Source organism: Streptomyces soli, assembly GCF_003999195.1.
Taxonomy (GTDB): domain Bacteria; phylum Actinomycetota; class Actinomycetes; order Streptomycetales; family Streptomycetaceae; genus Actinacidiphila; species Actinacidiphila soli.
Genome location: NZ_RJVR01000351.1, coordinates 20,334 through 47,130 on the forward strand (window position 1 = coordinate 20,334; position 26,797 = coordinate 47,130).

Annotated in this window: 25 protein-coding genes, 1 pseudogene and 1 riboswitch; of the genes and pseudogenes, 16 read left to right on the forward strand and 10 right to left on the reverse strand. The window is 69.3% G+C overall.

Going from position 1 to position 26,797, the window contains the following annotated elements:
• The first annotated feature begins 10 nt into the window (after positions 1 to 10).
• The 4 genes from EFK10_RS42745 to EFK10_RS42760 are packed head-to-tail and all read left to right on the forward strand — an operon-like array spanning position 11 to position 5,944.
• Positions 11 to 1,459 (forward strand): MFS transporter, encoded by a 1,449-nt coding sequence (locus EFK10_RS42745; RefSeq protein ID WP_127361024.1) that lies wholly within the window; start codon positions 11 to 13, stop codon positions 1,457 to 1,459.
• 44 nt (positions 1,460 to 1,503) lie between these two features.
• The gene (locus tag EFK10_RS42750) at positions 1,504 to 3,096 is read left to right on the forward strand and encodes an amidase (RefSeq protein ID WP_164836391.1); all 1,593 of its coding nucleotides are present in this window, start codon (positions 1,504 to 1,506) and stop codon (positions 3,094 to 3,096) included.
• 11 nt (positions 3,097 to 3,107) lie between these two features.
• Positions 3,108 to 4,478, forward strand: coding sequence for a dihydroorotase (locus EFK10_RS42755; RefSeq protein WP_164836392.1), 1,371 nt, complete (start codon positions 3,108 to 3,110; stop codon positions 4,476 to 4,478).
• The gene (locus EFK10_RS42760) at positions 4,475 to 5,944 is read left to right on the forward strand and encodes an amidase (RefSeq protein ID WP_127361027.1); all 1,470 of its coding nucleotides are present in this window, start codon (positions 4,475 to 4,477) and stop codon (positions 5,942 to 5,944) included. Before EFK10_RS42755 ends, EFK10_RS42760 begins: the two co-directional genes overlap by 4 nt.
• A gap of 285 nt (positions 5,945 to 6,229) precedes the next feature.
• Here EFK10_RS42760 and EFK10_RS48200 read toward each other — a convergent pair whose 3' ends face one another.
• Entirely contained in the window at positions 6,230 to 6,388 is a 159-nt protein-coding gene (locus tag EFK10_RS48200; protein ID WP_164836394.1) for a hypothetical protein, read from the reverse strand.
• Between the two features lie 107 nt (positions 6,389 to 6,495).
• On the opposite strand from EFK10_RS48200, the gene EFK10_RS42765 reads away from it, so the two are divergent.
• Both EFK10_RS42765 and EFK10_RS53665 read left to right on the forward strand, forming a co-directional pair.
• Positions 6,496 to 7,554 carry a flavin-containing monooxygenase gene (locus tag EFK10_RS42765; RefSeq protein ID WP_127361028.1) on the forward strand — a complete coding sequence of 353 codons (1,059 nt, stop codon included), beginning with the start codon at positions 6,496 to 6,498 and terminating at the stop codon, positions 7,552 to 7,554.
• Between the two features lie 325 nt (positions 7,555 to 7,879).
• Positions 7,880 to 8,041 (forward strand): hypothetical protein, encoded by a 162-nt coding sequence (locus EFK10_RS53665; RefSeq protein WP_127361046.1) that lies wholly within the window; start codon positions 7,880 to 7,882, stop codon positions 8,039 to 8,041.
• 38 nt (positions 8,042 to 8,079) lie between these two features.
• Here the strand turns inward: EFK10_RS53665 and EFK10_RS42775 are convergent, their stop codons facing one another.
• On the reverse strand, positions 8,080 to 8,286 hold the full coding sequence (locus tag EFK10_RS42775; protein WP_127361029.1) for a hypothetical protein: 207 nt from the start codon (positions 8,284 to 8,286) through the stop codon (positions 8,080 to 8,082).
• A gap of 55 nt (positions 8,287 to 8,341) precedes the next feature.
• Entirely contained in the window at positions 8,342 to 9,928 is a 1,587-nt protein-coding gene (locus EFK10_RS42780; protein WP_164836395.1) for a bifunctional 3,4-dihydroxy-2-butanone-4-phosphate synthase/GTP cyclohydrolase II, read from the reverse strand.
• Positions 9,929 to 10,340: 412 nt separating this feature from the next.
• Positions 10,341 to 10,471, reverse strand: a riboswitch (FMN riboswitch).
• A 306-nt stretch (positions 10,472 to 10,777) separates the two neighbouring features.
• On the opposite strand from EFK10_RS42780, the gene EFK10_RS42795 reads away from it, so the two are divergent.
• Entirely contained in the window at positions 10,778 to 11,236 is a 459-nt protein-coding gene (locus EFK10_RS42795) for a pyridoxamine 5'-phosphate oxidase family protein (RefSeq protein ID WP_127361031.1), read from the forward strand.
• A gap of 104 nt (positions 11,237 to 11,340) precedes the next feature.
• Here the strand turns inward: EFK10_RS42795 and EFK10_RS42800 are convergent.
• The 5 genes and pseudogenes from EFK10_RS42800 to EFK10_RS42820 form a co-directional block, all read right to left on the reverse strand.
• A pseudogene (locus tag EFK10_RS42800) lies at positions 11,341 to 11,454 on the reverse strand (DNA-binding protein); the annotation flags it as partial.
• 74 nt (positions 11,455 to 11,528) lie between these two features.
• Positions 11,529 to 12,767, reverse strand: coding sequence for an SGNH/GDSL hydrolase family protein (locus EFK10_RS42805; RefSeq protein WP_127361032.1), 1,239 nt, complete (start codon positions 12,765 to 12,767; stop codon positions 11,529 to 11,531).
• 161 nt (positions 12,768 to 12,928) lie between these two features.
• Positions 12,929 to 15,541 carry a hypothetical protein gene (locus EFK10_RS42810; RefSeq protein ID WP_127361033.1) on the reverse strand — a complete coding sequence of 871 codons (2,613 nt, stop codon included), beginning with the start codon at positions 15,539 to 15,541 and terminating at the stop codon, positions 12,929 to 12,931.
• Positions 15,542 to 15,811: 270 nt separating this feature from the next.
• Positions 15,812 to 16,270, reverse strand: coding sequence for a hypothetical protein (locus tag EFK10_RS42815; RefSeq protein ID WP_127361034.1), 459 nt, complete (start codon positions 16,268 to 16,270; stop codon positions 15,812 to 15,814).
• Between the two features lie 252 nt (positions 16,271 to 16,522).
• Positions 16,523 to 17,383 carry an aldo/keto reductase gene (locus EFK10_RS42820; RefSeq protein ID WP_127361035.1) on the reverse strand — a complete coding sequence of 287 codons (861 nt, stop codon included), beginning with the start codon at positions 17,381 to 17,383 and terminating at the stop codon, positions 16,523 to 16,525.
• 107 nt (positions 17,384 to 17,490) lie between these two features.
• On the opposite strand from EFK10_RS42820, the gene EFK10_RS42825 reads away from it, so the two are divergent.
• The 3 genes from EFK10_RS42825 (at position 17,491) to EFK10_RS49100 (ending at position 19,535) form a co-directional block, all read left to right on the forward strand.
• Complete coding sequence (locus EFK10_RS42825) at positions 17,491 to 18,390, forward strand: LysR family transcriptional regulator (protein ID WP_127361036.1); 900 nt, start codon at positions 17,491 to 17,493, stop codon at positions 18,388 to 18,390.
• Positions 18,391 to 18,561: 171 nt separating this feature from the next.
• The gene (locus tag EFK10_RS42830; protein ID WP_127361037.1) at positions 18,562 to 19,152 is read left to right on the forward strand and encodes a lytic polysaccharide monooxygenase auxiliary activity family 9 protein; all 591 of its coding nucleotides are present in this window, start codon (positions 18,562 to 18,564) and stop codon (positions 19,150 to 19,152) included.
• Between the two features lie 242 nt (positions 19,153 to 19,394).
• The gene (locus EFK10_RS49100; RefSeq protein ID WP_206305816.1) at positions 19,395 to 19,535 is read left to right on the forward strand and encodes a hypothetical protein; all 141 of its coding nucleotides are present in this window, start codon (positions 19,395 to 19,397) and stop codon (positions 19,533 to 19,535) included.
• Positions 19,536 to 20,117: 582 nt separating this feature from the next.
• Here the strand turns inward: EFK10_RS49100 and EFK10_RS42835 are convergent.
• A complete protein-coding gene (locus EFK10_RS42835) occupies positions 20,118 to 20,864 on the reverse strand; it encodes a SigB/SigF/SigG family RNA polymerase sigma factor (protein ID WP_127361047.1) in 747 nt (248 codons plus the stop codon).
• Between the two features lie 151 nt (positions 20,865 to 21,015).
• On the opposite strand from EFK10_RS42835, the gene EFK10_RS42840 reads away from it, so the two are divergent.
• The 5 genes from EFK10_RS42840 to EFK10_RS42860 all read left to right on the forward strand — a co-directional run bounded on the left by EFK10_RS42840 (position 21,016) and on the right by EFK10_RS42860 (position 25,094).
• Positions 21,016 to 21,330 (forward strand): helix-turn-helix transcriptional regulator, encoded by a 315-nt coding sequence (locus EFK10_RS42840; RefSeq protein ID WP_127361038.1) that lies wholly within the window; start codon positions 21,016 to 21,018, stop codon positions 21,328 to 21,330.
• A gap of 101 nt (positions 21,331 to 21,431) precedes the next feature.
• Positions 21,432 to 21,698: a phosphopantetheine-binding protein gene (locus EFK10_RS42845; protein ID WP_240677818.1), complete on the forward strand. Its 267-nt coding sequence runs from the start codon at positions 21,432 to 21,434 to the stop codon at positions 21,696 to 21,698.
• On the forward strand, positions 21,695 to 22,555 hold the full coding sequence (locus EFK10_RS52955) for a cupin domain-containing protein (protein WP_127361039.1): 861 nt from the start codon (positions 21,695 to 21,697) through the stop codon (positions 22,553 to 22,555). Before EFK10_RS42845 ends, EFK10_RS52955 begins: the two co-directional genes overlap by 4 nt.
• Before the next feature lie 17 nt (positions 22,556 to 22,572).
• Positions 22,573 to 23,859: a beta-ketoacyl-[acyl-carrier-protein] synthase family protein gene (locus tag EFK10_RS42855; protein WP_127361040.1), complete on the forward strand. Its 1,287-nt coding sequence runs from the start codon at positions 22,573 to 22,575 to the stop codon at positions 23,857 to 23,859.
• On the forward strand, positions 23,856 to 25,094 hold the full coding sequence (locus EFK10_RS42860; RefSeq protein WP_127361041.1) for a beta-ketoacyl synthase N-terminal-like domain-containing protein: 1,239 nt from the start codon (positions 23,856 to 23,858) through the stop codon (positions 25,092 to 25,094). The genes EFK10_RS42855 and EFK10_RS42860 overlap by 4 nt, the downstream gene beginning before the upstream one ends.
• Before the next feature lie 788 nt (positions 25,095 to 25,882).
• Here the strand turns inward: EFK10_RS42860 and EFK10_RS42865 are convergent.
• A complete protein-coding gene (locus EFK10_RS42865; RefSeq protein ID WP_127361042.1) occupies positions 25,883 to 26,191 on the reverse strand; it encodes a chaplin in 309 nt (102 codons plus the stop codon).
• 173 nt (positions 26,192 to 26,364) lie between these two features.
• Between EFK10_RS42865 and EFK10_RS42870 the strand changes: the two genes are divergently transcribed.
• Positions 26,365 to 26,797 (forward strand): protease inhibitor I9 family protein (locus EFK10_RS42870; RefSeq protein WP_206305817.1); only part of this gene is annotated, 433 nt, incomplete at its 3' end.

Below are 26,797 nucleotides of genomic sequence, written 5' to 3' on the forward strand. Positions count from 1 at the left end.
AAATAAACCGATGGGTGTATCCCCGGTCCTGATCAGAACCAAGGACGATGTCGTCCGCGCGATCAACGAGAGCGACGACGCCCCGCACAGCCGCATGATCGGCTTCATCGCCCTGGGTGGCTTCTTCCTCGACGCCTACGACTTCACCAGCCTGAGCGCGGGTTCGGTCCAGATGAGGGAGGAGTTCGGGCTCACCTCAGGCCAACTCGGTCTGGTCACCGCCACCATGGCCTTCGGTGCCATCGTCGGGGCACTGTTCGGCGGCTACTTCGTGGACCGGTTCGGCCGGCTCCGCATGTTCATCGTGAACCTGCTGCTGTTCGTCCTGGCGACGCTCGGTGCGGCCTTCTCCCCGAATTACGAAACCCTCATCGTGCTGCGCCTGTTGATTGGCATCGGGGTCGGACTCGACGTGCCGGTCGCCATGGCGTTCCTGGTCGAGTTCATGGCCACGAGGAAGAAGGCGAAGTGGGCGGAGTCGGCCGCTGCCCTTTGGTCCGCGGCGACCATCAGCGGACTGCTCGTCGCTCTTCTCCTCGACGCGCTCGGAGCCGGAACCAGCCTGTGGCGCTGGGAGGTCGGCCTTGGGGCCCTGCCCGCCGTCGTGATCCTTCTGCTGCGCTTCAAGTACATGGCGGAAAGCCCGATGTGGGCTGCGACCAAGGGTGACCTCGCCGAAGCCGCGCGCCTCCTCAGCCGCACCTACGCCAGGCCGTATGAACTGGCGCCGGACGCGGCGACCCCGACAGTGGTTGCGGAACCCAGAAACCCGTTCCGTCCCTTCGGACAGCTCTTCGCCGGGCAGTACCGCAAGCGGACGATCCTGATCTCCGTCATCAGCGGGGCGCAGAGCATCCAGTTCTCCTCGGTCGGCTTCTATCTGCCGCTGATCGTCTTCTCATTCTTCCACAGCAGCTTCACCGTCTCTTTGTTGGCGTCGGTGTTCGCCAACGCCTGTGGTCTGTGCGCCGCGTTGCTGGCTGCGAACCTCGCCAACAAGCTCGGGCTGCGCAGGCTGACCATCGTCGGATTCTCCGGTGTCGCGGTCGTGCTGGTCGTGCTCGGCCTGGTCGGCAATCTGATTCCGCCGATCCTCGGAGTCGTCCTGCTGGCGTTCTTCATCGGCGCGCACACCTTCGGCCCTGGTTCCACCGCCCAGGCGATGTCGGCGATGTCCTACCCGACCCGGATCCGCGGCGTGGGCGCCGGACTGTCCCAGGCCAGCAACCGCACCGGCAGCCTGATCGCGCTCTACGGCGTCCCGGTCCTGCTGTCCGCTTTCGGGCTCTACCACGCGCTGCTGATCCTGCTGATCGCCCCGGCGATCGGTCTGATAATGCTCGCCGTGATCAAGTGGGAGCCGGTGGGCAATGTCTCCGAGGACGAACCGGAGTCCGTGTTCGGCTCCACTCAGGAGAAGATGCCGCGCCCGGCGACCGCACCCACCCAGTCGATATGAAAGCAGGCAAACGGACCGTGCAATCCCGATCCGCCATTCTCCGCTTGATCCAGCCGGACCTCGGGGAAGGCGTCCTTGACCGGGCCGGAAGTATGCTCGACGACGTCGTCGCCTACCTTGACTCGGTGGACGCGCGGGATCTGGACACCACGTTCCCGGTCCTCACGTTCGATCCGGTGGCTGCCTCGTCCTATCTGCCGACGCCGGTGGAGTTCGAAGGTACCGGGGCTTCCACCGGTGCGCTCCCGGCGCCGGGCGCCGACGAACTGCCCTGGGCGCCGGCCACCGATCTCGCCCGCCTGGTACGCGAGGGGGCGTACACAGCGCAGGAGGTGGCCGCCCTGTACGCCCGGCGGATCAGCGCATGGCAGCCGGAGATCAACGCGTTCATCGACGTCGCACTCGACAAGGCGGCTGAGCCGCGCACCGGAGCGCTGGCGGGGGTCCCGATCGGCCTCAGCGACATGATCGATGTCGCGGGGCTGCCCACCACAGCCGGATCGGCGATCCTGGGCGACCGGATCGCCGACACCGACGCCGAGTGCTGGAGCACGCTGTCCGGCGCGGGTGCCGTGCTCGCGGGCAAGCTGAACGTGCAGGAGTTCGCGGCCGGTACGACCGGTGAGAACGCCCGGTACGGCTGGACCCGTAACCCCTGGGACTTGACCAGGATGGCCGGCGGAGCCTGCGGCGGAGCGGGGGCCGCGGTGGCGGCCGGACTCGTCTCCGCCGCGCTCGGTCCCGACCCCGGCGGATCGATCAGGGTGCCCGCCGCGCTCTGCGGGGTCGTCGCGCTCAAGCCCACCTACGGGGCGATCAGCCGACGTGGTGTGCTGCCGCTGACCTGGACGCTGGACTCCCTCGGTGTGATGGGGCAGCGCGTACGGGGAGCCGCCGGCATAGCCGATCACCTGCTGTCCCCCACCACCCCGTGGGGCAAGCGCGGCAGTTGCGAGAGCGCGGCGCTGGCCGGGGCACGGGCCCCCGCCCTCGACCTGACCTTCGGTATTCCCACGTCCTGGCTCGACATGGGGCTCGACCCGGAGGTGCGGGACGCGTTCGAGCGGGCGCTTGAGCACCTCAAGGACCTCGGCGCGAAGGTCCGCGAGGTGGACGTGCCGTACGCGGGGGACATCCTGCGGATGCACCGTGCCGTCGCGTTCTCCGAGGCATCCGCGTCTCACGAGCCGTTCCTGCTCCACCAGGGCGACGAGTTCGGAGCCAACATCCGTGACCGGGAGGAGGCCGGGCGGGCGATGCTCGCCGGCGAGTACCTCAAGGCGTCCCGTATTCGCGCCGTGCTGTGCCGGAAGTTCTCCGAGGTGTGGCGAGACGTCGATCTGATCGTCACTCCGACGGTCCCGGTGCCCGCCGCGCCCATCGGAACGTCCTCGGTCACCACGAGTTCACGGGGCGCTGAGCCCACCCACACCGTCTACACACGCTATCTGGCACCGCTCAGCTCGCTCGGCCTGCCCGCGCTGTCCGTCCCCTGCGGCGCCACCGCGGGCGGACTCCCGATCGGCATGCAGATCGCCGGGCCGCCACATGCCGAGACGACTCTGTTCTATGCGGCCGGCGCCTACGAGGCCACCACGGACTGGCACACCCGGCACCCGGTGCTCCCTACTCGATGAAAGGCGATCACATGTACGACATGGCCATCATCGGCGGATCCGTCGTCACACCGGACGGCGTCACGCGTACCGATGTCGCGATCAAGGACGGCGTCATCGTGTCGGTCGGCGCCCCAGTCGCCCTCACGGACGTTACCGGTCGCGTTATCGACGCCACCGGCAAGTTCGTGCTGCCCGGAGTGATCGACGCCCACGTCCACTGCCAGACCTGGACCGATCACGCCGACGCCATCGGTGACTCCCACCGCTCGGCGGCCCACGGTGGCGTCACCACCGCGATCACGCAGATCAGGGCGCCCGTCGAGATGGCTCCCTCGGCCGCGATCGAGCACTTCATCGAGGAGGGCGAGCGCACGTCGCCGATCGACTTCGGGCTGCACACCATCCTGCGGCCCGAGCACGACGCGGCCACCGAGGTGCCGAAGGTGATCGGCCTCGGCAGCCCGTCCGTCAAGTTCTTCATGTCCTACAAGGACACCGGCATCATGACGCCCGACGCCACCCTGCTGCGCAACCTCCGCGTGGTGGCGGAGAACGGCGGCCTGGCCATGGTGCACGCGGAGGACGGCGAGATCCTCAGCAACCTCATCGAGCACGCCCAGGCGACCGGGCGCACCGGGCTTGAGGACTTCGCCTGGACGCACCCCGCCTCGGCCGAGGACCTAGGGGTGCACAAGGCGCTCGCCTATGCGAAGGCGACCGACTGTCCCCTCTACATCCTGCACATGACCACGGCGGGTGGCGTGGAACTCCTGCGCGAGGCGGCGGCCGAGGGTCAGCGTGTGTTCGGGGAGACCTGCCCGAAGTATCTGAGCCTGACCAACGACGATCTCCTGCGCGTCGGGGCGCAGGCGAAGGTCGGGCCTCCGCTGCGCAGCGACCACGACCGGGACCGGCTGTGGGACGGGTTGAGCGCGGGCACACTGTCGGTGGTCGCGAGCGACCACGCGCCCCGGGTACGGGAGCGGATGGGCCCGGTCGCCGACGTGTTCGCCGAGCCGTACGGCGCACCCGGTACGGAGACCATGCTGCCGGTGATCTTCGACGAACTGGTGGTGCGGCGTGGCGGGGACGTGGCTCTGCTCGCCGAGATCCTGAGCACCAACCCGGCGCGGATCTACGGGCTGTACCCGAAGAAGGGCGTCATCGCGCCGGGCTCCGACGCGGATCTCGTCCTGGTGGATCCCGAACGCCGGGAAGTGATCAGCGCGGCGACCCAGCACTCGACCGCGACGTACAGCCTCTACGAAGGCCGTGAGGTGACCGGCTGGCCGGTCCTGTCCACCGTGCGTGGCCGGGTCGTGCTGGAGGACGGCGAGCTCAGGCAGCAGCCGGGGTTCGGGCGGTACCAGCACCGGGAGACAGCCGGGCTGATGCGATGACGGAGTTGTGGGAGCTCACCGTCGGCGAGCAAGCGCGGGGGATCCGTGAAGGCCGGTTCTCCGCGGAGGAGCTGATGCGTTCGGTACTGGACCGTATCGATGCGGCCGACCCGTCGGTCAACGCCTTCTGCACGCTCAACGAGCGGGCACTGGCGGACGCGCGGGCGGCTGATGCGGCGCTGGCGGCAGGCGAGAGGACCGGGCCGCTGCATGGGGTTCCGTTTTCCGTGAAGGACCTCATCCCGACCGCCGGACTGCGTACCACCCTGGGCAGCACCGCCTACGCCGACTGGATCCCCGACCATGACGACGTCTGCGTGGAGCGGATGCGCGCGGCGGGCGGCCTCCTGCTCGGGAAGACCAACACCCGTGAGCTCGGGTACGGCGTGGTGACCGACAATGCGCTGTTCGGTCCGACCCGCAATCCCCACCGACCGGATCGTACGGCAGGCGGGTCCTCGGGCGGCTCGGCCGCGGCCGTGGCCGCCGGGATGGGGTCGGTCAGCCTGGGCAACGACGGTGGCGGTTCGCTGCGCGTGCCCGCGGCTCTGTGCGGTGTCTTCACCCTGAAGCCGACCTTCGGGGTGGTGCCCCTGTACCCATCCTGCCGGTTGCCGACACGGGCGGGGCTGGGGAGCTGGGAAACGCTGGAATCCGTCGGGCCGATCACCCGTACGGTAGCGGACGCCGCACTGGTGCTGGAAGCGATCGCGGGCTTCGACGAGCGGGACCGGCATTCGATACCCAGCGCCGTGGGTGAGCTGCGGGCGTCCTTGGACGAAGGTGTGCGTGGTCTGAGGATCGCCTGGAGCCCGCGCCTCGGGCAGGCGCATGTCGACCCCGAGGTGCTCGAACTCACCACGCGTGCGGTCGGCCTGTTCGGCCGCGACGGACTGGGCTGCGAGGTCGTGCCCGTCGATCCGCCCGTCGGGGATCTGCGGGAGCTGCGTTCGGCGTTCGCGGCCACGGTCGCCCGGGACTCCGACCTCGCAGGGCTGCGGGAGCTGGCGGAGCGGCATGAGGTTTCCGAGGACCTTCGGGAGCTGGTGCACCGGGAGTGGACCGCGGAGATGTTCACCTGGGCCGCGACCCGGCGCCAGGTGCTGTACGACGCGGTCCGCGGCTTCATGGCGGACTGGGACCTGCTGGTCACCCCGACCACCGCAACAACGGCGTTCCCGATCGGCTTGCGATGGCCGGAAGACGGGCCGGGTCGTGACTGGTCGCCCTTCGCCTTCCCGTTCAATCTCACCGGTCAGCCGGCGGCGAGCGTACCGGTGGGGGTAACCGGCGAGGGACTGCCCGTCGGTCTCCAGATCGTTGGCGGCCGACTGACGGACTCGACAGTGCTGCGCGCCGCGCACGCCCTTGAACGGCTGCTCGCCGCCGGTCGGGGGCCAGGGCGTGTGGTTGAAAGTCCGCCGCGCTGCTGGTCAGAGGCGGGCGCGGAGGAAAACTGCGTTTGAGAAGGCGTTGCTGCCAGGCGCCGGGGTGCGTAGGTTGACGCGGGCCGACCGTGCGATGACCGCGCGTCGGGTGGAGGGGGACACCGCATGGGACGCCAGGAAAATCCGTTGGATCCGGGGGCCGGGCCGGTCCATCGCAGTACATCCCGAACCTCAAGCCGGCCAAGCGCTGGCGCCACCTACCCGCAGCCGCCAACCTCGGCCGCTCGGACTCCTCGCTCGGCGCGGTACTGGCCGCAGTCCTCCTTGGCGGTCCTAAACTGGTGTCTGTGCGTGCGGTTCTCCCTACCGCCGGTCGCGTACCACGTCCGGGCCGAACTGACCGGTCACGGCCTGGTCGGCGAGTACACCGAGGCCGGACTTCAGTTGGCCGGCTCTGCGCTCGGCGTCGACTGCCCCGTCAGGGGAGGGTCCCGCGCGAGGCGTGGCGATTGACTCTCCCATGAGGCAAGACTGACGCTTCTTGGATGGAAGCGCTGCTGAGCGGGTGGCGGGCAGGGGCGTAGGAGGAGATGGACTCGCCCCTTTGGTTCATTTACTAGGAGGAGGTCATGACCGAGCGACTGGACACGGTGGTGATCGGTGCCGGCCAGGCTGGACTCGCGGCAGGGGCGCATCTCGCCCGGACGGCCAGGGAGTACCTGATCGTCGATGCCCACTCGAGTATCGGCGAGCCTTGGCGCCGCAGGTGGGACTCGCTGCGGCTGTTCACGCCTGCCGCTGTCAGCGGCCTTCCCGGCCTGCCTTTCCCCGGCCCGGGCAGAGCCTTCCCCAGCAAGGATCAGATGGCCGACTACCTGCAGTCGTACGCCCAGATCCTTAACCTGCCGGTCCGCTTGGACACCCGGGTCCACGAGCTCGCTCGGCGCGGCGACCGGTTCCTCCTCGACCTGGGCGACGTCGGCCTCGAAGCGGACATCGTGATCGTGGCCATCGGCTCCTTGCTCGCCCCCCGCATCCCCCCATTCGCCGACGGACTCGATCCGGCAATCCAGCAGCTCACGGTGGCCGATTACCATAACCCCACCGAGGTCGCCTCGGGACCGGTACTGGTGGTCGGGGCCGCCAACACCGGCGTGGAGATCGCCACTGAACTCGCCACGGCGCACTCGGTCTGGCTCGCCGGCCGCCACCCCGGCCACATCCCGTTCAATCCCACCGGGCCGGTCTTCTGGCGACTCGCCCACCGTCTACTGACCGTCGACAGCTCCATGGGACGCAGGCTCCGCGCGGCCACGAGTGGTAAGGGCACACCTGTGATCAGGAGCAGTCCCCGGCAACTGACGAAGGCAGGAGTCGAACGGCTGCCCAGGGTCGAAGGGCACTCCCATGGCCTTCCCCTTCTTGGCGACGGGCGGGTCGTACGCCCCGCGGCCATCGTGTGGGCGACCGGCTTCCGACCGGACTTCGGCTGGATCAACCTGCCCGCTTTCGACGAATTCGGCATGCCACGCCACACGCGCGGAGTATCCGAGATCCCGGGCCTGTACTTCGTCGGCCTGCCGTTCCAGTACAGCTTCACCTCAGAATTCGGCTGTGGCGTCGGACGAGACGCCGAATACGTCGTGCGACACCTCACCGGCCATGCCGGTGACGTAGTGCTGGCGTGAAGACCCCGGCGGGGAGCCGGCGGGCGTCTCCGGTTGCCCTCCCAAGGGTCATCCAGATCTTCGGGCGAGGGGCGGGGCTGGCCAATTACCACGCTCGGACTCGCCAACCTGACCGGCCCGGTGTCACCCCCGCGTGTGTCCTTCACCCGCCCGAAGCGGTTGACGACGAATACGCGTACCTCGCCCCAACCCTGCGAAGGAGTGAGCCATGCGCGCAGTCTCCCTGGCCGCCGAAACCGTCCCCGAGCGCCTCCGCGAGCTGTCCACGCTGGAGGTGGATGACGGGCATGACTGAGCGTCGTGGACTGCGGCACCGTCCCGCGGACTGCTCGCCCAGCTCGTCGGTCCCCACGGCTCCGTCACCAGCCTCGATCTCGACACCTACCTGAGCCGCTGGGCCAACCTCATCCGCCAGGAACGGGGCCTGGACAACGTCCGCTGCCACGCCGCCGACGGCACGGTCGGCTTCCCCGAGCGGGCCCCGTAGGCCCCGTTCGACCCGATGGTGGGTGGTGCACCCCGCCACTACTGCCAAAGGCGTGGGTGGACCAGGTCAGTGACGGCGGCCTCATCGTCGGCCCGCTGCCGATCGCGGCCGTGCCCACGATGACCGTCGTCGCCAGGACCCGCGTCCACGGTGGCCCCAGCGGTGGAGGCCGTCTTCAGCACTGGCACCGTGGCGAGGCGGTCCTCGGCAGCGCGGCGCCACAGGCAGGCGCCCCTACCGCTCATGTCTCTCCTCGACTCAATGACGTCCGGATGTCGTCTGTCGTACTGGGTTATCGGATTACTGGCTGGCGCAGGCGCCGACGGTGTCCGTGTCCAGCCACGGCAGGTCGTGACCCATCCGGTCCCGCTTGGTGCGTAGGTACCCCAGATTGTGCTCCCCGGCCTGCACGGGCATCGGCTCGCGGCCGGTGAACCGCAGCCCGTGCCGGGTCAGGGCCGCGATCTTCTCCGGGTTGTTGGTCATCAGACGCACCGAGCGCACGCCGAGATCGGTGAGGATCTGCGCTCCCGCTTCGTAGACACGGGAGTCGGCGGGCAGCCCGAGCTCCAGATTGGCGTCGACGGTGTCCCGGCCCCGCTCCTGGAGTTCGTACGCGCGCAGCTTGTGCAGCAGTCCGATGCCGCGGCCCTCGTGGCCGCGCAGGTAGATCACCACACCGCGGCCCTCGGACGCCACCCGTTCCAGGGAGGTGCGCAGCTGGGGTCCGCAGTCGCAGCGCAGCGAGTCGAAGATATCGCCGGTCAGGCACTCGGAGTGCATGCGCACCAGCACGTCCTCGCCGTCGGTCAGCCGGCCGTCGTTGTCCAACCCGCCGGCGACCAGAGCGATGTGCTCGACCCCGTCTACAGTGCTGCGGTAGCCGAACGCCTGGAAGTCGCCGAAGACACTGGGCAGCCGGGTGCGGGCCTCGCGGCGCACGGTGGGCTCGCGGCGCACGCTGGGCTCGCCGGCGCGCCGGTAGGTGACCAGGTCCTCGATGGAGATGATCGTCAGGCCGTGCTTGCGGGCGAACGGAACGAGTTCCGGCAGGCGGGCCATGGTCCCGTCCTCGTTGGCGATCTCGCAGATCATGGCAGCCGGGCGCAGACCCGCCAGGCGAGCGAGGTCGACCCCGGCCTCGGTGTGGCCGCCGCGGGTCAGCACGCCGCCGGGGCGTGCGCGCAGCGGGAAGATATGGCCGGGGCGGACGAAGTCGTCGGCCACGCTGCCCGGGCAGGCGAGCATCCGCAAGGTGATCGCCCGGTCGGCGGCGGAGATGCCGGTGCTGGTGCCGTGTTCGGTGGCAGCGTCCACGGAGATGGTGAACGCGGTGCGCATGGCCTCGGTGTTCTGGTCGACCATCTGCGGCAGCCCCAGGCGGTCCAGGTCCGGGCCGTCCATGGGCGCGCACACCAGGCCGCGGCACTCGGTCATCATGAATGCGACGAGCTCGGGCGTGGCCAGCTCGGCGGCGAAGATCAGGTCGCCCTCGTTCTCGCGGTTCTCGTCGTCGACCACCACAACCGGGCGTCCGGCCACGATGTCGGCGATCGCCCGCTCAACGGGGTCGAGCGCGAAGCCCGCCTCAGTCTCGTACCAGGTCATGCTGCCGCTCCTTCCACGTGTCCGGTCGGGTCCGGGGGCCCGGGCCCGCAGCCACGAGCCGCGCACGCCGAGGATCACCAGGACGGGGTAGATGCCGTAGACCAGGCCGGAGAAGACGAGGCCGCTGCTGCAGGCGAGCGGGACGCCCACCAGGGCCACCGCGAGCCGGGCGAACCAGAACTCCACCCGGCCGCGGGCCTGCGCGACCATCACGGCGAGCATGCCCACGACGATGTACGGGTTGGGCCACGGGTTCCACGACAGCGCCGGGAACGTCACGAACAGCCCGCCGACCGCAACGGTGCCCGCTGCCCCTGGCCGCCACCAACCAGGCCCGTTCGCGCCAAGTGGCGAAACTCATCGACACCTCACCGGCATCGCGGCGCTGGTGCCACCCCTCGCCGACGACCTGTCTGCCGGCGTCGAGAACGACACACCCGACGACTGGGTTGGGGCTGGCGGAGCCGAGCCCGCGGGCCGCGAGCGTAATCGCTCGTCGCATCGCGGGGGCTGCATCGGCGGTGGCCACCGGGTCCTCCTGCCTCTTCGGGCAAGGACTCCGGGGGCGAGATAGGACTCGTACGAGACGAATACACCGGGGAACGCCGAACCGGGGAAGCGTTCCGAAGCCAGATGCGCGGCTGCGCACCGCCTCACAGATCACTCACGGCTGCGTACCGGTGCATGCCCGCCGCGCACTGCCTCCCATCCGGACTTTAACCGTCGGTCCAGGAATTTCACCTGGTCAACCGACCGCTGGATGCGGACGGGTCACGGACTTTAACCGTCGGTTCGGAGTTTCACCGATCCCGGAGTGCGCTTGACACGTCACGTGGTACATCTTCAGTGTGCCACGGCTGATCGCGGCATATACCGAGGTCGGCGATGGCCTCGCCACCGTCGGCGAGCCTCACCGCCACGTCGCCCGTCACCCGGCTCGGATCTTCACGATCGGCAAGTCGGTCGTCACCGCCGTCGAGCCTGCCGGTCAACGTCGACCCCAAGGGCGGCCCTGTCCGCATCGGCTTGTCACCCCGGGACGGCGTAAGGCGCCGGTCCTACCGGCCTTTCACCCAGGCGCGGCGCGGCACAGGCGCGGCGCGGCACACGCCGGTAACGTCGCGGCACATGGGAACAAACGCAGGCCCGCGCCCTCTTGAGCAGCGTCACCGTGAGGCGTTGGACCGGTTGGAGCACGACAAGGACGTATGGGTCGCCACGGCGGATGCCGGCGGTGAGCCGTGCCTTGTGCCGCTGTCCTTCTGGTGGGACGGCGAGGAGGTGTGGTTGTCGACGCGGGAGTCGAATCCGACGGGGCGGAATCTGCGGGCGTCGGGGCGGGTGCGGCTGAGTTTTGGGGATACGGGTGATGTGGTGCTCATGGGCGGGACGGCGCGGGAGATGACGAGTGGCGAGCTGCCGGCAGGGGTGGGTGAGTCGTTCGCGGCAAAGGGCGGATGGGATCCCCGGGAGAGCGGTCCGGCGTATGCGTACTACGCGGTGCGGCCGTGGTGGGTGCAGACGTGGCGGACGGTGGAGGAGCTGCGGGGCCGGGATTTGATGCGGGAGGGGGTGTGGCTGTTGTGAGCGCGGTTGCGCGAATCTGGTCGCCCACCGGAGTCCTGCGGCGCCGGTGCCGGGCAGCCGCCGTAGTCGGACTTGCCATTCCGCAGCCAGGGCTCGGGGGTCAGTCAGACCTTGAAGACGCGGGTGCCAGGACCACACAGCATGAGGAGGCCTTCGGGGTCGGAGGTGAGCACGGTTACCGGGGCGGGCGAGGCTAGTGCGGTGGCGGCCACGATCGATGACGTTACCGCGCTGACGCCTGCCGAGACGGGTCCGTCGCCCCGGCAGGCGTCGATACGGGGACGGCCGCCGTCTACTTCAGCAGCGACAGGTCGACCGCGTTCGCCAGCGCCTGCATGCCGGCCTCGTTCGGGTGGAGGTGATCGCCGGAATCGAAGGCGGGGTTGAGGGCGGCCGGGTCCGCCGGATCGGCGACGGCCTTCTCGAAGTCGACCACCCCGTCGAAGGCCCCGCTGGTGCGAATCCAGGTATTGGCCGCCTGGCGGATGGCTTCGGCGGAGTCGCTGTAGTAGCCGGCTCCCTTGTCCGGCAGCATCGTGCCGCCGATGATCCGGACTCCGGCCGCATGGGCCTGCTGGATCAGATTCTGGTAACCGTTGATCAGGTCCTGTGCGGTGAGCGGGGCACCACCCGGACCGGCGTTGTTGCCGATGTCGTTGATGCCCTCCAGCAGGATCACGTCCCGCACCCCGGGCTGGCCCAGCGCGTCGTGGGCGAAACGCTTGGTAGCGCTGATGCCCTGCCAGATGTTCGGCACGTCGGTCAGGACGCGGTTGCCGCCGATGCCGGCGTCCACCACACCCATCGGCTGGGTTCCGGACAGCCGCCGGGCCAGGTCGTCGGGCCAGCGGTGGTACGCCCCCGCCGGGGTGTTGTAACCGTCGGTGATGGAATCGCCGAAGGCCACCACAGTGCCATGGGCGTCCGGCGAGGTCACGTCGAGGCCGGAGAGGTAGTACCAGGAGGTGGTCGCCGCGATGTAGTTGCCGTCCGCGGTGTCGGCGGTGTGGTCGCCCGGGGTGGACAGGTAACTGGTGTCGAAGGCGTCGGAATGCCAGGTGGCGGAACTGGTCGCGTGCGGGAGGTAGATGCTGACCAGGACGTTCTGGTCAGCCTTGACGGACATCGGGACCGGGTCGCTGACCAGTTCCGCCCCGGCCGCGATGGTCACGGACTTCCTGTGGGAGAAGGTGACCGCCCGCTGCGATCCGGCGACCGCCGTGGCCCGGTCGGCCTGTGCGGCGATGCTCACCGCTCCGACGGTCAGCGGGATGGTGCTGCGCAGATTGGACAGGTGGATACGGAGTGCGGTTCCGTCGATGCTGGAGTGCGCGACCATCCGGATGGTCTGGTCATTGAAGTTCGGTCCGCCGATCGTCATGCTGGGCGCCCAAGCGGCCACCCGCTGGGGGTTGGCCGCGTGGGAGTCGGCCGGCTGGCCTTCGGCGAAGGGCGCGCCTCCCATGAGTCCGGCGACGGCGGTGGTCACGGCCAGCAGGGCCAGCAGCGTTGTTCTCTTGGTGACAAGCATGGTTCACCTTTCTCCCGGCCGGCGACCCGGTGCCCGCTGACGTCACGCACGGCCGGAGTACGGCGGTTTCGGCGAAGACGTCAGGGGCACCCGGAGTCGGCCGGCCAGAGCGGCTTGGTTGTTCGGGCCCGGGACAGGGATTCCGCGGCGATCAGTGGCGCTCAGCTCAGCGTGAAGCCGTCCACCAGGAGGTAGGTGCCGCTGAGTTTGGTCACCGTCAGCGTGTGCTGGCCGGCGGTCAGGCCGGACACCGAGTACAGGCTCTGCTGGGAGTGCCGATCCGGGGTGTTCGCGCTAACCGTTCCCTTGGAGACGCCGTCCAGGGTGATACCGATGTCGCCCTCGTCGGAGTTGGTCTCGGTGAGGAAGCTGATCCCGGTGCCGGTGAAGGTGATCGTGGCGGCGGCGCCGTTCTGCTGGGTGTAGTGCACGCCGTTGTCGAGGTCGCCGGTGCTCCGGGACCCGCTCGACGACCAGCCGCCGGTGTACGCCACGCGCAGGTCGTCGTCGTCGACCACCTTGCCCGGCAGGGTGCCGGGACCCGCGGCGTTCACGATTGACTGGGCCGCGGTCGGCCAGTTCCCGTCGGTCACCACGGTGGCCTGCTGGAAGGTGATGTTCGTGCCGTTGTTGTTGTAGGAAGCGGTGTCGCTGTAGTTGTCGTGGATCGAGTCGTCATGGATGCTCGGCGTCCACAGGTTCGTCCACAGTGACCCGTTGCTGAACCGCACCACGTTGTCGTGGGTGTTCCACAGCGAGCTTCCTTCGTCGTGGTAGATCATGTTGCAGCCGTCGATGCACTCCGACAGGACGTTCCCGGAGAACTCCGAGGGCGCGGACTGGCCGCCGAGGGTGTAGATCGGTCCGCCGTCGTTCAGCGCGCCCATCACGCTGTGCACATGGTTGTCGATAATCTTGTTGCCCCCGGCGTAGCTGGTGCCGTGCAGGCATGGGCTGGGCAGTCCCTGCGCGGCCTGGAGCGTGCAGTTCGACGCCCAGCCCCAGCCCCAGCCGATGGACATGCCGGAGTACGGCGTGTAGCCGACGTCGTTGTGCGAGATGACGGTTCCCTTGCTGTAGCCGACCCAGATGCCGACCGCGTCCTGGTACTCCTGGCCGGGGAACTGCACGGTGCTGGCGGATACGGTGTTGCCGCTCGTCATCAGCGCGGGCTCGGTCTGGTAGTAGTCGTCTACCGCGCCGATGGCCACTCCGGTACCCGATGTGTCGGTGATGGAGCTTGCGTTCACCTTGGAGTCCTGCGTCTGGTCAGCCAGGGCGATCCCGCTGGTTCCGGTGTGCTGGACAACATCGTCGGTGAAGGTGATTCGCGCGCCGCGGTGCACCTGGACGGCGGCGGGGATTTGTATCGGCGTGCGCGTCGTCGGATCCCAGATCACGCCGGCCTGGTTGTCCACATAGCCTTCGGCCGTCGGGGCGTTCCAGGTGGTGTAGGCGAAGGTGAGCCCGGAGAAGACGACGTCGTGCACGGGCGCGATCACGTCGGGGATCACGGTGAAGCCGTCGACCAGCAGATACGATCCGCCGGTATTGACCAGGCGCAGTGTGTGCGTGCCCTTCGGCAGTCCGGTGACGGAGACCATGGCCTGCTGGGCGAGGCGCTCCGGGCCGTTGCCGGAGACCGTCGACACCTTCGTGCCGTCGATGTAGACGTCCGCGTTGCCTTCGTCCGAGTTGGTCTCGGACAGGACCTGGATCCCGGTGCCGGTGAAGGTGTAGCTGACCGAGTCGCCGTTGGTGGAGGTGTAGTGCACATCGGCGCCCAGGTCACCGAGGTGCCGGCCGCTGGAGTAGCCCCAGCTTCCGCTGTAGACCGCTCGCCAGTCGGTGTCGTTCACCGGGGCCAGGTGTCCCGGGGTGCCTGAGACATCGAGCAGTTCGGGGGCGACGGGCAGCTCGACGTCCGCGGTGGCCAGGTTCTCGCCGGCCCGGGGCACGTAGTAGAGGTAGCCGGCGCTGTCGTCGAGGTAGAACTGCCCAGGGGTGCCCAGCAGTTGGTACGCGTTCTCCAGCCAGGTGATGCCGTCCAGGCTGGGCAGTCCCGCGCCGTTGAACGGGAAGCCGGGGTTGGGCACCGAGCTGTGGTTGTTGTTCCAGCAGCCGGGGTCAACGGTGAGGTCGGAACCGCCGGACGCGGAGCGCGTGATGGACGCCAGCGGGCAGCGCATCTGCTTCCAGGCGTTGTTCTCGACGACCTCGACCTGAGCGGGGTTCGTCCACGAGGCGTACGACGGGTCGCTGGTGGTGAACCCGGTGGCGGTCACCGAGAACCCTGAGGGGTTCTTCGGCCCTCGCGCACGGTCCGCGCGTACACCGTTGACGAACAGCTCCCTGCTGGCCACGCCCGCCGGGACCTCGGCGCGGTAGATGTTCTTGGCCGCGTCCACCTCGGCGAACCCGGTGACGCGGGTGGCGCCGCTGAGCACAGGTGTCTGGCCGGCGGCCGCCCGGTACACCACCGGGTGGCCGGGCCGGCCGGAGTCCTGCACGCCCAGTTGGAACGGGCTGGTGAGCCGGTACGTCCCGCCCTGCAGCTCGACCACGACGTCCCCGGTGGCGTCGGGGACCAGGGATCTGGCACGGTCGCGGGCGGTGTTCAGGGTGCACGGATTGTTCGTAGTGCAGGCGGAACCGCGCCCGTCGGGCGCGACATGGAGGGTGTTCGTATCCGGGACGGCTCTGGGTGGGCCACCGGTGAAGCCGAAACAGGCGGCGGCGGCGACAACAAGGCATGCAACGGCGGTGTTGCGCATCGTGGGTCTCCAGCAGGACGGGCGAAGGTCAGACGTCCAATGAATGTACGCAACCGTGCCTCCAACTCCTAGAGTCAGGCGCGGATTACGGCGAGAAGATCCGACCTATTGCGTGTCCTCCAGGCGCGGGAAGAGTGCCTCGCTCGTGGCACGACAGCTCCGGCCAGCAGCCCGCCCCACACCCCGGCGCCCTGGACCGCTGGGCGGCGAGCGGGCCCAGCAGCGGTTCCGCGCTCAGCGAAGCCCAAAGCTTTTCGCAGGTGCGGGGCATCACCGGCCGTTCTCGGTAGGCGAGATGAGGTGTTCGTCCTGACCAATCCGTGGTTGCGCCCTTGGTTCGATTGGAAATGACGAACGCGACTCCTGATGATCAAGGTTGTTGAGACCGAAGATCACGAACAGGGGTCGCCTTCGCGTGCCATCTTCCCCGGTCAACGTCCTCGCGCGCCCCTGCGAGGCAGTCACACTGCCGTGCCCAGACAGGACATCCGGGTTGTACGCCGCGTCCGTGAACTCCTGCCCCACTCCCCAGCTCATGCTGATCGTGTCGGGCTTCAGCTTCGCGGCAACTTCGACCACGTGGAACAGCGACGCGAAGGTGCCGTCATGGGACTCGACGAACCAGACGAGCGAGGTCGTGAACGCCTTGGTCAGACGCCCGCCGGGGAATTCCCGGGGACTTTTCCGCCGTGCGAGCAGGGAAGGCCCTGACAGCCCCGAAAGACGCAAAGGGGCAGGTCAGGGCCATTTTCCCTAGCTAGCGAGTCGATGATGTTCACCGCGAGGCTACCCCGTGCCGTCTCCTTGTATTTGACCTTCATGTAGGCGCCGGAAGACTCAGGCGGACCGCGTGGTCTTGGGAGCGCGAGGGGAGCGCGGATGCCTTGGGATGGACCAGCAGGACGCGTCACGAGTGATCTGCACGGGAGCCAACGAGTGAGGCCACTCGAGGTCACGCGCTCCCGAGACCACGAGGCTCCGTCAGACGGCGTCGAGGCGGCTCAACTCCTCGGCGGACAGCTTGAGATCGGCCGCCGCGACCGAGTCGCGGATGGTCTCGGGGCGCGAGGAACCCGGGATGGGGATCACCACGGGCGCCTTGGCGAGTGCCCAGGCCAGGGAGACCTGCTGCGGGCTGACACCGTGTGCCTTCGCGACCTCCGCGAAGACAGCGAACCGTGAACCCAGTTCACCGGCCTGGGTGATCCCGCCGAGCGGGCTCCACGGCAGGAAGGCGATGCCCAGTTCGGCGCAGAGCTCCAGCTCCGGTTCGCTGGAGCGGAAGGCCGGGGAGAACTGGTTCTGTACGCTCACCAGCCGGCCGCCGAGGATCTCGTTGGACAGCCGGATCTGATCCGGGTTGGCGTTCGAGATGCCGGCGTAGCGGATCTTGCCCGCGTCCAGCAGGTCGCGGATCGCCCCGACGGAGTCGGCGTAGGGGACCTTCGGGTCCGGCCGGTGGAACTGGTAGAGTCCGATGGCCTCGACGCCGAGTCGCTGGAGCGATGCGTCGCAGGCCTGCTTCAGGTACTCCGGCGAGCCGTTCAGGGTCCAGGAGCCGTCGCCCGGACGCAGGTGACCGCCCTTGGTGGCGATCAGTACGTCGGAGGTGTCGCCGCCGTAGCTGGCCACCGCGCCGGCGATCAGCGATTCGTTGTGGCCGACGTCGTTCGCTGTCAGGTGGTAGGCGTCTGCGGTGTCGAACAGCGTCACGCCCGCCTCCAGCGCGGCGTGGATCGTCGCGACCGAGCGCTGCTCGTCGGGGCGCCCCTCGATGGACATCGGCATTCCACCGAGACCGATCGTGCTGACCTGGGTGTCACCGATGCGGCGAGTCTGCATGGGAGCTCCTCCTTGGAGATCTGCTGGTGCTTCCCCAGCCTGCGCTTTGGTGATTAAGCTGTCCAACAGGAGAAACCGATCCCTTTGAGCAGCTCTGGTGATGAATCATGGAACTCCGGCAACTGAAGTACTTCGTCGCCGTCGCGGAGGAATGCCACTTCACCCGGGCGGCCAAGCGTCTGCACATCGCCCAGTCCGGGCTGTCCGCCTCGATCAGCTCCCTCGAACACGAACTGGGCGCCCCGCTCTTCCTCCGCAGCACCCGGCAGGTCGAGCTGACCCCTGCGGGGCGGGTCCTGCTGGTCGAGGCCCGGCGGGCGCTGTCGGCGACCGACGCCGCCAAGGACGCGGTCGCGGCGGTGCAGGGGCTGCTCCGCGGCAGCCTGGCCATCGGGTCGCTGCAATGCCTGCACGTGGTGCATCTGCCGGCCGTGCTCGGCCGCTTCCTGGCCGAGTATCCCGGTCTGGAGATCCGCTTGCGGCAGGGCGGGTCTGCCGAGCTGATCGAGCAGGTGCGCGCGGGACGGCTGGACGTGGCCTTCGTCTCGCGCCCGGCCCGGTGCCCGGACGACGTCGTGGTGGGGCCGCTCGCCAGCGAACCGCTGGTGCTGGCCTGTGCGCCCGACCATCCGCTGGCGGCGCGGGTGGAGGTCGGGGTGGCGGAGCTGCGGGGGGAACAGTTCGTGGACTTCCTGCCGGACTGGGGCACCCGGGACCTGGTCGACAGCGCGCTCGCCGCCGCGGGCGTGGACCGCCATGTCTCGCTGGAGGTGACCGACGTGCACTCGCTGCTCGACATGGTGACCTTCGGGCTCGGCGTGGCGCTCGTACCGCAGTCGTTCGCGGCCAAGACCGATCAGGTGCGTTTCGTCGGGCTCAGCGGGACCGTACCGGCCTGGGAGACCATCACCGTGACGGGCGATCCGACCAGCGCGGCGGCGGCAGCGCTTCTGGGTGAGGTCCAGGAGGCCAAGAGCGGCCGCCGCGCCGCCGCCCTGGTCGGCTGACGGCGGCAGCGCAGCGCTTCCTGGCCGCGTGAGGCGCGGTGATCCGTTTGCTCGATGGTATGGACATGTTCAAATAGCGTGCCCTAACCTGAACCTGGTCTAGACCTTAATGCGCTGAGCTCGCGTCCCCAGCACGCCCCAGGAACTCCCCCACGTTCTCCAGGAGCCAGCATGCGCAAGAAGATCAGCGCGGCCGTGATCGGCCTGGGAGTCGCCCTCGTCTCCGTCCTCGCCACCGGCAGCGCCCAGAGTCACGGCTACACCAACACCCCCATCAGCCGGCAGGCCCTCTGCGCCAACGGCACCGTCACCAACTGCGGCGACATCCAGTACGAACCGCAGAGCGTCGAGGGCCCCAAGGGCTTCCCCTCGGCCGGACCCGCCGACGGCACGATCTGCGCCGGCGGCAACAGCCGATTCGCCCAACTCGACGCCCCGCGCAGCGGACAGTGGCCGGCCACCAAGGTGACCGGCGGTCAGAGCTACACCTTCACCTGGCGGTTCACCGCGTCCCACGCCACCACGGACTTCCGCTACTACATCACCAAGTCCGGCTACGACCCGACCAAGCCGCTCACCCGCGCGAGCCTGGACACGACGCCCTTCCTGATCGTCCCCTACAACGGCGCCCGCCCGGGCACCACCGCCTCACACCAGGGCACCATCCCCACCGGCAAGACCGGCAAGCACCTCATCGTCGCCGTGTGGACCGTCGCCGACACCGCCAACGCCTTCTACGCCTGCTCGGATGTGCAGTTCTAGTACGTACGCACTTCGGCGGGCTCCCCGCGCCGTCCGCCTCGTGCGGGCGGCGCGTTCACCGCGTCAGTAGCGCGCGGAATTGCCCTTGAGCAGCGGCGAGACCGTGGTCGGCTGTCCGTCGACGGTGGCGCCCGCGAAGGCGGGCATGGGGGCGAGATGGGTGTTGTAGTACGCCGGGAAGTTGAGCGTGGGCTCCGAGACGTCGTCCAGCGAGGCGATCTGCGCCGGCCCACGGCCACCCCATGAACGCCGGCGACGCGGCCTCCTGGACCGACGAACAACGCCACGCTCTGGCCACCACCGTTGCCGCCCTCACCGGACAGCCCCCCACAATGCCGACGGCGGCCCTGGCGACGCATGACATTCGTCATCGCCAGTCGTGACAGTCCGCACTGCCCCCGGCCGCCGCCCGGCCCGACGCTTGAGCCATGGATATCGGGGAGAGCGTGATCGAGGCGACCGGCGTGCGCCGCCGGTACGGGGGCGGCTCCGAGGCCGTACGGGGAACCGCCACGCGGCGGTGCGCATCACCCGCGAGCGCGGCGGGATCTAGGCCCTGTCCGGGCGATCACGAACGGCCCCTTCGCCGCTCCCCCAGCCTGGCGGCTGGGAGGTGCCCCCAGGCACGGCACCTCGCGGCGTTGCCGAAACGCCCACAGACAAACCAGTATGCGGACATCCTCCCCCAGACTCCGTCCGGGGGTGCCCCCAGCGCCTTGCGATGCACCGCACCAGACGACGCCGCTGTGACATCAGCCGCTGGCGCGGCGGGCGCCCGTGATCGCCCGGACAGAGCCTATGCCGCTGTCTACGCCTGCCAGCCCTGGGCTTGTGGCGCCGCCTGGTGGCGGATCTGCTGGTCGTACTCGGCCAGGGGCGCGGTCTCCGCCACAATGGCGGCACTCACGGGCCTCTACGTCAAGTCAAGCACGACCGAATGGCTCTGCCACCCGCCTCACCAGGGGCTAGCTGGAGGCTTCGGCCTCGGCGAGCAGGCCCTCGCGGAGGGTGGCGAGGATGCGCTTGAGCAGTCGGCAGACGTGCATCTGGGAGACGCCGATGCGGTCGGCGATCTCGGCCTGGGTGAGTTCGTCGCCGAAGCGGAGGGAGAGGATCATACGGTCGCGTTCGTCGAGCTCGGCGATCAGCGGCTTGAGACTGATGAGGTTGTCGACGCGCTCCAGGGAGGGGTCGACGTGGCCGAGGTAGGCGGCGAGGGCGCCCTCGCTCTCGTCGTCCGTGGTGGTGGCGTCCAGCGACGACGCGGTGTACGCGTTGTCGGTGACGGCCTGGGCCTCGACGACCTCGGCCTCGGTGAGGTGGAGTTCGTCGGCGAGTTCGGCCGCCGTCGGGTCGCGGCCGAGCCGCTTGCCGAGCGCCTCGGTGGCGCGGGCGATGTCGATCCGGGCCTCCTGGAGCCGGCGCGGGACGTGCGCGGCCCAGCTGGTGTCCCGGAAGAAGCGCTTCATCTCCCCGACGATGGTGGGGAGCGCGAAGCTGGTGAACTCGACGCCACGCTGGATGTCGAAGTGGTCGACGGCCTTGATCAGCCCGATGGTGCCGACCTGCATGATGTCGTCCAGCTGGGCGCTGCGGGACTGGAAACGGCGGGCGGCATAGCGCACCAGTGTGAGGTTGAGCTCGATGAGGGTGTTGCGCACGTACTGGTACTCGTACGTGCCTTCTTCGAGTTCCCTCAGCCGGGCGAACATGACCTTGGACAGGTCACGTGCTTCGACGCTGTCGTGTGCAATCACCTTTCGAGCGTGACGCCCGAGCGGTATCCTGTCAATGGATACGTGAAATGAAATTCGTCAATTGCAGGTCACTAGATCGTTCGCACAGATTGCCACGAGGGAGCGCATGACCACCCAGGACCCCGACTCCAACGGCCGATGGACATTCCTGACCAACCACGCCCGCGTGCTTCTCGAACTGGCGCGGAAGCCGGACGCGCGGCTCCGGGACGTCGCGGTCCATGCCGGGATCACCGAGCGGGCGACGCAGGGGATCGTCGCCGATCTGGTGGCCGGCGGGTATCTGAGCAAGGTCAGGCTCGGTCGGCGCAACCAGTACACGATCAACCCCACCGGTCACTTCCGTCACCCTGCCGAGGCCAAGCACTTCGTCGGCGACCTCCTGAATGTCTTCGCACATGATCCCGAGTCGGCCGAGTAGCGAGTCCCCCGTCCGGGTGGACCCGGCGGCCGTCGCGTGACGCGTTCCCCATCCGTGGGGACCGTTTGTGTGATTAATCGGCCGTCTGGTTGGAGGTACCCGTGACGTCTGTGACCGATAGTCAACTGAGAGAGTTCACCGACAGTGACCTGGCGGGGTTGCTGCTCGCCGTCGGCGCCGAGCCGCCGGTGGGGCCAGGAGTCTTCGACGACTCCTTCCGGGACCTCGATCTTGATTCGCTGGCCCGCACCGAGATCGCCGCGCGCGTCGTGGAGCGCTGGGCCGTGGATGTCGAGGAGCACCTGACTCCCGAGACCACCCCGACGCAGCTGCGCCGCATGGTCGAAGAGGCGGTGGCCGGACGATGACCGCGCACACCGAGAACGAGATCGTCATCGACGCTCCGTTCACCTATGTCTGGACCCGTACGAACGACGTGGCGTCCTGGCCCGACCTTTTCAGTGAGTACGCCGCGGCCGAGATCACCGGCCGGGAGGGGAACACGGTCACCTTCCGGCTGACCATGCACCCCGACGAGAAGGGCCGCGTCTGGTCCTGGGTCTCCGAGCGCACCACCGACCTGGCCAGCCGCACCGTCCGCGCCCGCCGCGTGGAGACCGGCCCGTTCGAGTTCATGAACATCTTCTGGCAGTACGAGGAGCTGGGACCGGAGCAGACCCGTATGCGCTGGGTCCAGGACTTCCGGATGAAGCCCGACGCCCCGGTCGACGACGAGGGCATGCGGCACCGCATCAACGGCAACTCCAAGGTGCAGCTCCAGCTCATCAAGGACCGCCTCGAAGCCCGCCGCACCCGCGCCGTCCACATCTCCGACGTCAAGCCGGACAACCGGCGCGGCGGTGACCTGCGCACCCTGCTGACCCCCGGGTCGGTCGGCTGCACCGACGGCTTCTGCGGCATCGTGCTGCTGGGCCCCGGCGAGGCGGTGGCCGAGCACTACCACCCGTACTCCCAGGAATTCCTGGTCGTCGTGGAGGGCGAGTTGCGGCTCGACCTGGACGGCGTGCCGCACATCGTCGGCAAGGACGAGGCGCTGCTCGTGCCGCGCAATGTCAGGCACCGGGTCGTGAACGAGACCGGGTCGTCCGCTCGCGGGGTGTTCTTCCTCAGCCCGCTGGCGCCGCGCCCCGACCTCGGCCACGTGGACACCGAGAGCAGGGAAGAGGCTGCCGCCCGGGTCGTACGCGAACTGGTCGACCGGTGATCGGAGGAGGCCGGGTCGTGCAGGCAAACGGGCGCAGAGTCGTGGTCACGGGCGTGGGAGCGATCGCGCCCGGCGGCGTGGGACGCGAGGCGTTCTGGGACCGGATCGTCGGTGGCCGCCCGGCCATCCGGCGGATCAGCCGGTTCGACCCCACCGAGTACCGCTCGTGCATCGCCGCCGAATGCGACTTCGACCCGGTCGCGGCCGGCCTCACCCCGCAGGAGATCCGGCGCAACGACCGCTTCGCGCAGTTCGCCCTGGCCGCATCGGCCGAGGCGCTGCTCGACAGCGGCCTGCGCACCGGGGAAGAGGACACCGAGCGCATCGGCGTCAGCCTCGGCACCGCCGTCGGCGCCACCATCACGCTGGAGGACGAGTACGTCGTCGCCAGCGATCACGGCCGCCTCTGGGAGGTCGACCCGGGCCACGGCATGCCCTTCCTCTACCGGGCCATGCACCCCTCGTCCGCCGCCAGTGAGATATCGCTGCGCTACGGACTGCACGGCCCCTCCGGCGTGGTCTCCACCGGGTGCACCTCGGGCATCGACGCCATCGGCTACGCCTTCCAGGCCATGAAGGACGGCGAGGCCGACATCATGCTCGCCGGCGCCAGCGACGCCCCCATCTCCCCGATCACCGTCGCCTGCTTCGACGCCATCCGCGCCACCACGACCGGCGGCGACGACCCCGAACAGGCCTCCACGCCCTTCGACAAGGAGCGCAGCGGCTTCGTACTCGGCGAAGGGAGCGCCATCCTCGTCCTGGAGGACCTTGACCACGCCCTCGCGAGGGGCGCGCACATCTACTGCGAGGTCCGGGGCTACGACAACCGGGCCAACGCCTACCACATGACCGGACTGCGCCCCGACGGGTACGAGCTGAGCGAGGCCATCATCTCCGCGATGTGCGAGGCCGGTGTACGCCCCGACCAGCTCGACTACATCAGCGCCCACGGCTCCGGCACGGCGCAGAACGACCGCCACGAGACCGCCGCCTACAAGCGGGCTCTCGGCGACCACGCCTACAAGGTCGCCATCAGCTCCGTCAAGTCGGTGATCGGCCACTCCCTCGGCGCCATCGGCTCCCTGGAGATGGCCGCCTGCGCCCTGGCCGTCGACCGCGGCGTCATCCCGCCCACCGCCAACCTGGTGCATCCCGACCCCGAGTGCGACCTCGACTACACGCCTATCTTCGCCCGGGAACAGCCGGTGCGGCACGCGCTGTCGGTGGGCAGCGGCTTCGGGGGCTTCCAGTCGGCGATGGTCTTCTCAGCGGTTCTCTCAGCGGCGGAGGCCGGCATATGAGCACCAGGGCAGTTCTCACCGGCGTCGGCGTCGTCGCCCCGATCGGCATCGGCACCGCACCGTACTGGCGCTCCGCCCTTGCCGGCCGGAGCGGGCTGCGCCGCCTCAACCGGCTCGACGCGACCTGCTCGCCGATCGCCGTGGCCGGGGAGGTCACCGGCTTCGAACCGGCCACCTGGATGACCAACAAGCTCCGGGTCCAGACCGACCGCTGGAGCTGGTTCGCGATGGCCGCCGCCGAAATGGCGCTCGCCGACGCCGCGTTCAAGCCCGCCGACCACCCGAACTTCCAGCTCTCGGTGGTCACCGCCAGCGGCTCCGGCGGCAACGAGTTCGGGCAGAAGGAGGAGCAGGCGCTGTGGGCCGAGCACCCCAGCAAGGTCAGCGCCTACCAGTCCATCGCCTGGTTCTACGCCGCCAGCACCGGCCAGATCTCCATCAAGCACGGCCTCACCGGCGGCTGTGGCGTGGTCTCGGCGGACGGCGCGGGCGGCCTCGACGCGCTCAAGCAGGCCTGGCGGCTGCTGCGGCGCGGCAGCAAGGCGGTCCTGGTCGGCGGCAGCGAGGCCCCGCTGTCGCCGTTCGCGCTCACCTGCCAGAGCACCTTGCACACGGTGTATCGCGGCCAGGATCCGGACCGGGCGTATCTGCCGTTCAGCCCGCATGCCGCCGGCTTCGTGCCCGGCGAGGGCGGCGCCCTGATGGTGCTGGAGGATCGCTCGCACGCCGCCGAGCGAGGCGCCCGGATCTACGCCGAGTTGCTCGGCCACGCCGCCACGCACGACGCCCACCACCACACCGCACCTGCCCCGGACGGCGTCCAGCTGGCCCGGGCGATCACCACCGCGCTGGCCTCGGCCGGCCGCGAACCGGACGACGTGGACGTGGTCTTCGCCGACGGCGCCGGCGACCCCGACGGTGACGCGGCCGAAGCGGCCGCCCTGCGCAGGGTCTTCGGCCCCCGGCTCGCCGACCTGCCGGTCACCGTGCCCAAGTCGGCTGTCGGCAGGCTCACTTCGGGCGGCGGCGCGCTGGACACCGCCTGCGCCGCGCTGGCCCTGCGCTCCGGCGTCATTCCGCCGACCGCCGGTGCCGATGAGGTGGCGAGCCTGGAGCGGTACGGGATCCGCCTGGTCACCCGGCGGTTGCGGCCCGCCCGGCTGTGTACGGTGCTGGTGGTGGCGCGGGGGACGGGTGGCTTCAACAGCGCTGTCGTACTTGGGTCATTCGAATAAGACAGGTTATATCCGGCTAGAGAGTGCACTCTTCACGCGGTAATAGCCGTTACATCCTTCTTCCTGAGGCGTTTCACCTGGTGTCGGCGTCCGGAGCCTGATCCGCACCCCCGCACCCCCGCATCGACGTCAAGAACGTCTGACGCTGTGGCGCCCGTGCTGGCGACAGCGAGGGTGGCGACGGTGAGTGCCTTCTTCGGCATGGTGCGAGTACTCCTGAGCTCTGCGGGGGTAGGTCAGCCGTTGACGCAGGTGTCGCCGCTGACTGATCCCTGCCTTGGTCGCCCTGGTCAACCACCGCTTTTCGCATGGGATGCGAACCGGCGCTTCGGCGGCCGAACTACCGGGCGGAGGGTTGGCGCCCACCGTGCTGACGGCCCCCGAGCCGGTGGTCAAGGCCGTGCGCTCGGTCCCGCGCCAGGTCAAGGATGCCGCGCTGGCGCCGCAGGCGGCGAAGGTGTCCATGCCGGAGCGGCGGCCCGAAGTGGGCGCCCGGACAAACGACTTCGCGCCGCTCGGAGCGCTGTCCGCCCAGAACACCCGGCCCGATGAGACCGCGATGAACGCGCTGGGCGGCGCGGTGACCACGCTGTCGGCGCTGACCGGTAGGCGAACTGTCGCGTACGACGGCAGAGGCCGCCGGAGAGGAGGAATGACTCCGGCGGCCTCTGCTGTCGGCTGCACGCACCTGGTAAACGGTCCGTCAGGACCGTGGATACGCCAGTTCACCGGAATGGCGGCAAGCGGAAGGCCGCCGGGGTCCACCCGGCGGCCTTCCTACGGTCCTGCTAGTGGTGGTTGCCCCAGTCCTGGCCGCGGTCCTCGTGGTGGCCACCGGCGCCGTTGATGCAGACGTTGCCGATGGTGGGGTTCGCGATGGCGAGAAGGACGTTGATGCCGTTGCCGCAAACGTTGACCGGCACGTGGATCGGAACCTGGATGACGTTGCCGCTCAGGACGCCCGGGGAGCCGATCGCCTTGGCCTCGGCCGACGCGCCGCTGTGGCCGTCGTCGTGGGCGACGGCACCACCGGCGGTGCCGAGGATGGCGGCGCCGGCCGCGACGGTCAGCGCGGCGGCCTTGGAGAGACGCTTCACGAGTGGTTCCTTTCGTTGATCATGATCGGGGGATCGGACTGGTCAACGACCGGACATTTCAGCAGATGCGCGGCATCACCCGGTTGGCCCCCGGGACCGCGCGGACCGGGGTCACCGCTGGTAACCAGAATCTGGGGGGCGATCAGATTCCGTCCGGTCAAGGAGCCTTACGCATGCACAAGTCCCGCAGGGTCTCGCGATGGACGGCCGCCGCCCTGATCGCCGTGATTCCGGCCACCGCGTACGCGGAGCCGCTCAAGGAGGCACCGGGCTCCGGCCCCGGGCAGTACATCGTCACCCTGACCGCGGGCACGGCCCCCACGGCGGTGCTGGACAAGCTCGGCGTCAAGCCGCTGTACGTGTACGGCCACGCGCTGCCGGGCTTCGCCGCGAAGCTCACCGCCGCCCAGCTCGCCCAGGTGCGCAGCGCGCCCGGGGTCGACGAGGTGGAGCGGGACATGGTGGTCGCCATCCCGGAGGGTGAGGACGCCCCGTCCGACAACGACCTGGAGCCCCCCGACCCGCCCGAGGCTGCTGCCCCCGCGGCCCCGGCGCAGGCGCCCACGGCCCCGGCAGAGCCCCCGGCGGCCCCCGTCACGCCGTCCG

Excerpts from the sequence above, each read along its gene's own strand:
- EFK10_RS42755 (WP_164836392.1), top strand. The coding sequence starts at position 3,108 with ATGTACGACATGGCCATCATCGGCGGATCCGTCGTCACACCGGACGGC.
- EFK10_RS49100 (WP_206305816.1), top strand. The coding sequence starts at position 19,395 with ATGAACGCCGGCGACGCGGCCTCCTGGACCGACGAACAACGCCACGCT.
- EFK10_RS42805 (WP_127361032.1), bottom strand. The coding sequence starts at position 12,767 with ATGCTTGTCACCAAGAGAACAACGCTGCTGGCCCTGCTGGCCGTGACC.
- EFK10_RS42825 (WP_127361036.1), top strand. The coding sequence starts at position 17,491 with ATGGAACTCCGGCAACTGAAGTACTTCGTCGCCGTCGCGGAGGAATGC.
- EFK10_RS48200 (WP_164836394.1), bottom strand. The coding sequence starts at position 6,388 with ATGGGAGAGTCAATCGCCACGCCTCGCGCGGGACCCTCCCCTGACGGG.
- EFK10_RS42860 (WP_127361041.1), top strand. The coding sequence starts at position 23,856 with ATGAGCACCAGGGCAGTTCTCACCGGCGTCGGCGTCGTCGCCCCGATC.
- EFK10_RS42835 (WP_127361047.1), bottom strand. The coding sequence starts at position 20,864 with ATGTTCGCCCGGCTGAGGGAACTCGAAGAAGGCACGTACGAGTACCAG.
- EFK10_RS42765 (WP_127361028.1), top strand. The coding sequence starts at position 6,496 with ATGACCGAGCGACTGGACACGGTGGTGATCGGTGCCGGCCAGGCTGGA.
- EFK10_RS42745 (WP_127361024.1), top strand. The coding sequence starts at position 11 with ATGGGTGTATCCCCGGTCCTGATCAGAACCAAGGACGATGTCGTCCGC.
- EFK10_RS52955 (WP_127361039.1), top strand. The coding sequence starts at position 21,695 with ATGACCGCGCACACCGAGAACGAGATCGTCATCGACGCTCCGTTCACC.
- EFK10_RS42820 (WP_127361035.1), bottom strand. The coding sequence starts at position 17,383 with ATGCAGACTCGCCGCATCGGTGACACCCAGGTCAGCACGATCGGTCTC.
- EFK10_RS42775 (WP_127361029.1), bottom strand. The coding sequence starts at position 8,286 with ATGAGCGGTAGGGGCGCCTGCCTGTGGCGCCGCGCTGCCGAGGACCGC.
- EFK10_RS42760 (WP_127361027.1), top strand. The coding sequence starts at position 4,475 with ATGACGGAGTTGTGGGAGCTCACCGTCGGCGAGCAAGCGCGGGGGATC.
- EFK10_RS42830 (WP_127361037.1), top strand. The coding sequence starts at position 18,562 with ATGCGCAAGAAGATCAGCGCGGCCGTGATCGGCCTGGGAGTCGCCCTC.
- EFK10_RS42795 (WP_127361031.1), top strand. The coding sequence starts at position 10,778 with ATGGGAACAAACGCAGGCCCGCGCCCTCTTGAGCAGCGTCACCGTGAG.
- EFK10_RS42810 (WP_127361033.1), bottom strand. The coding sequence starts at position 15,541 with ATGCGCAACACCGCCGTTGCATGCCTTGTTGTCGCCGCCGCCGCCTGT.
- EFK10_RS42840 (WP_127361038.1), top strand. The coding sequence starts at position 21,016 with ATGACCACCCAGGACCCCGACTCCAACGGCCGATGGACATTCCTGACC.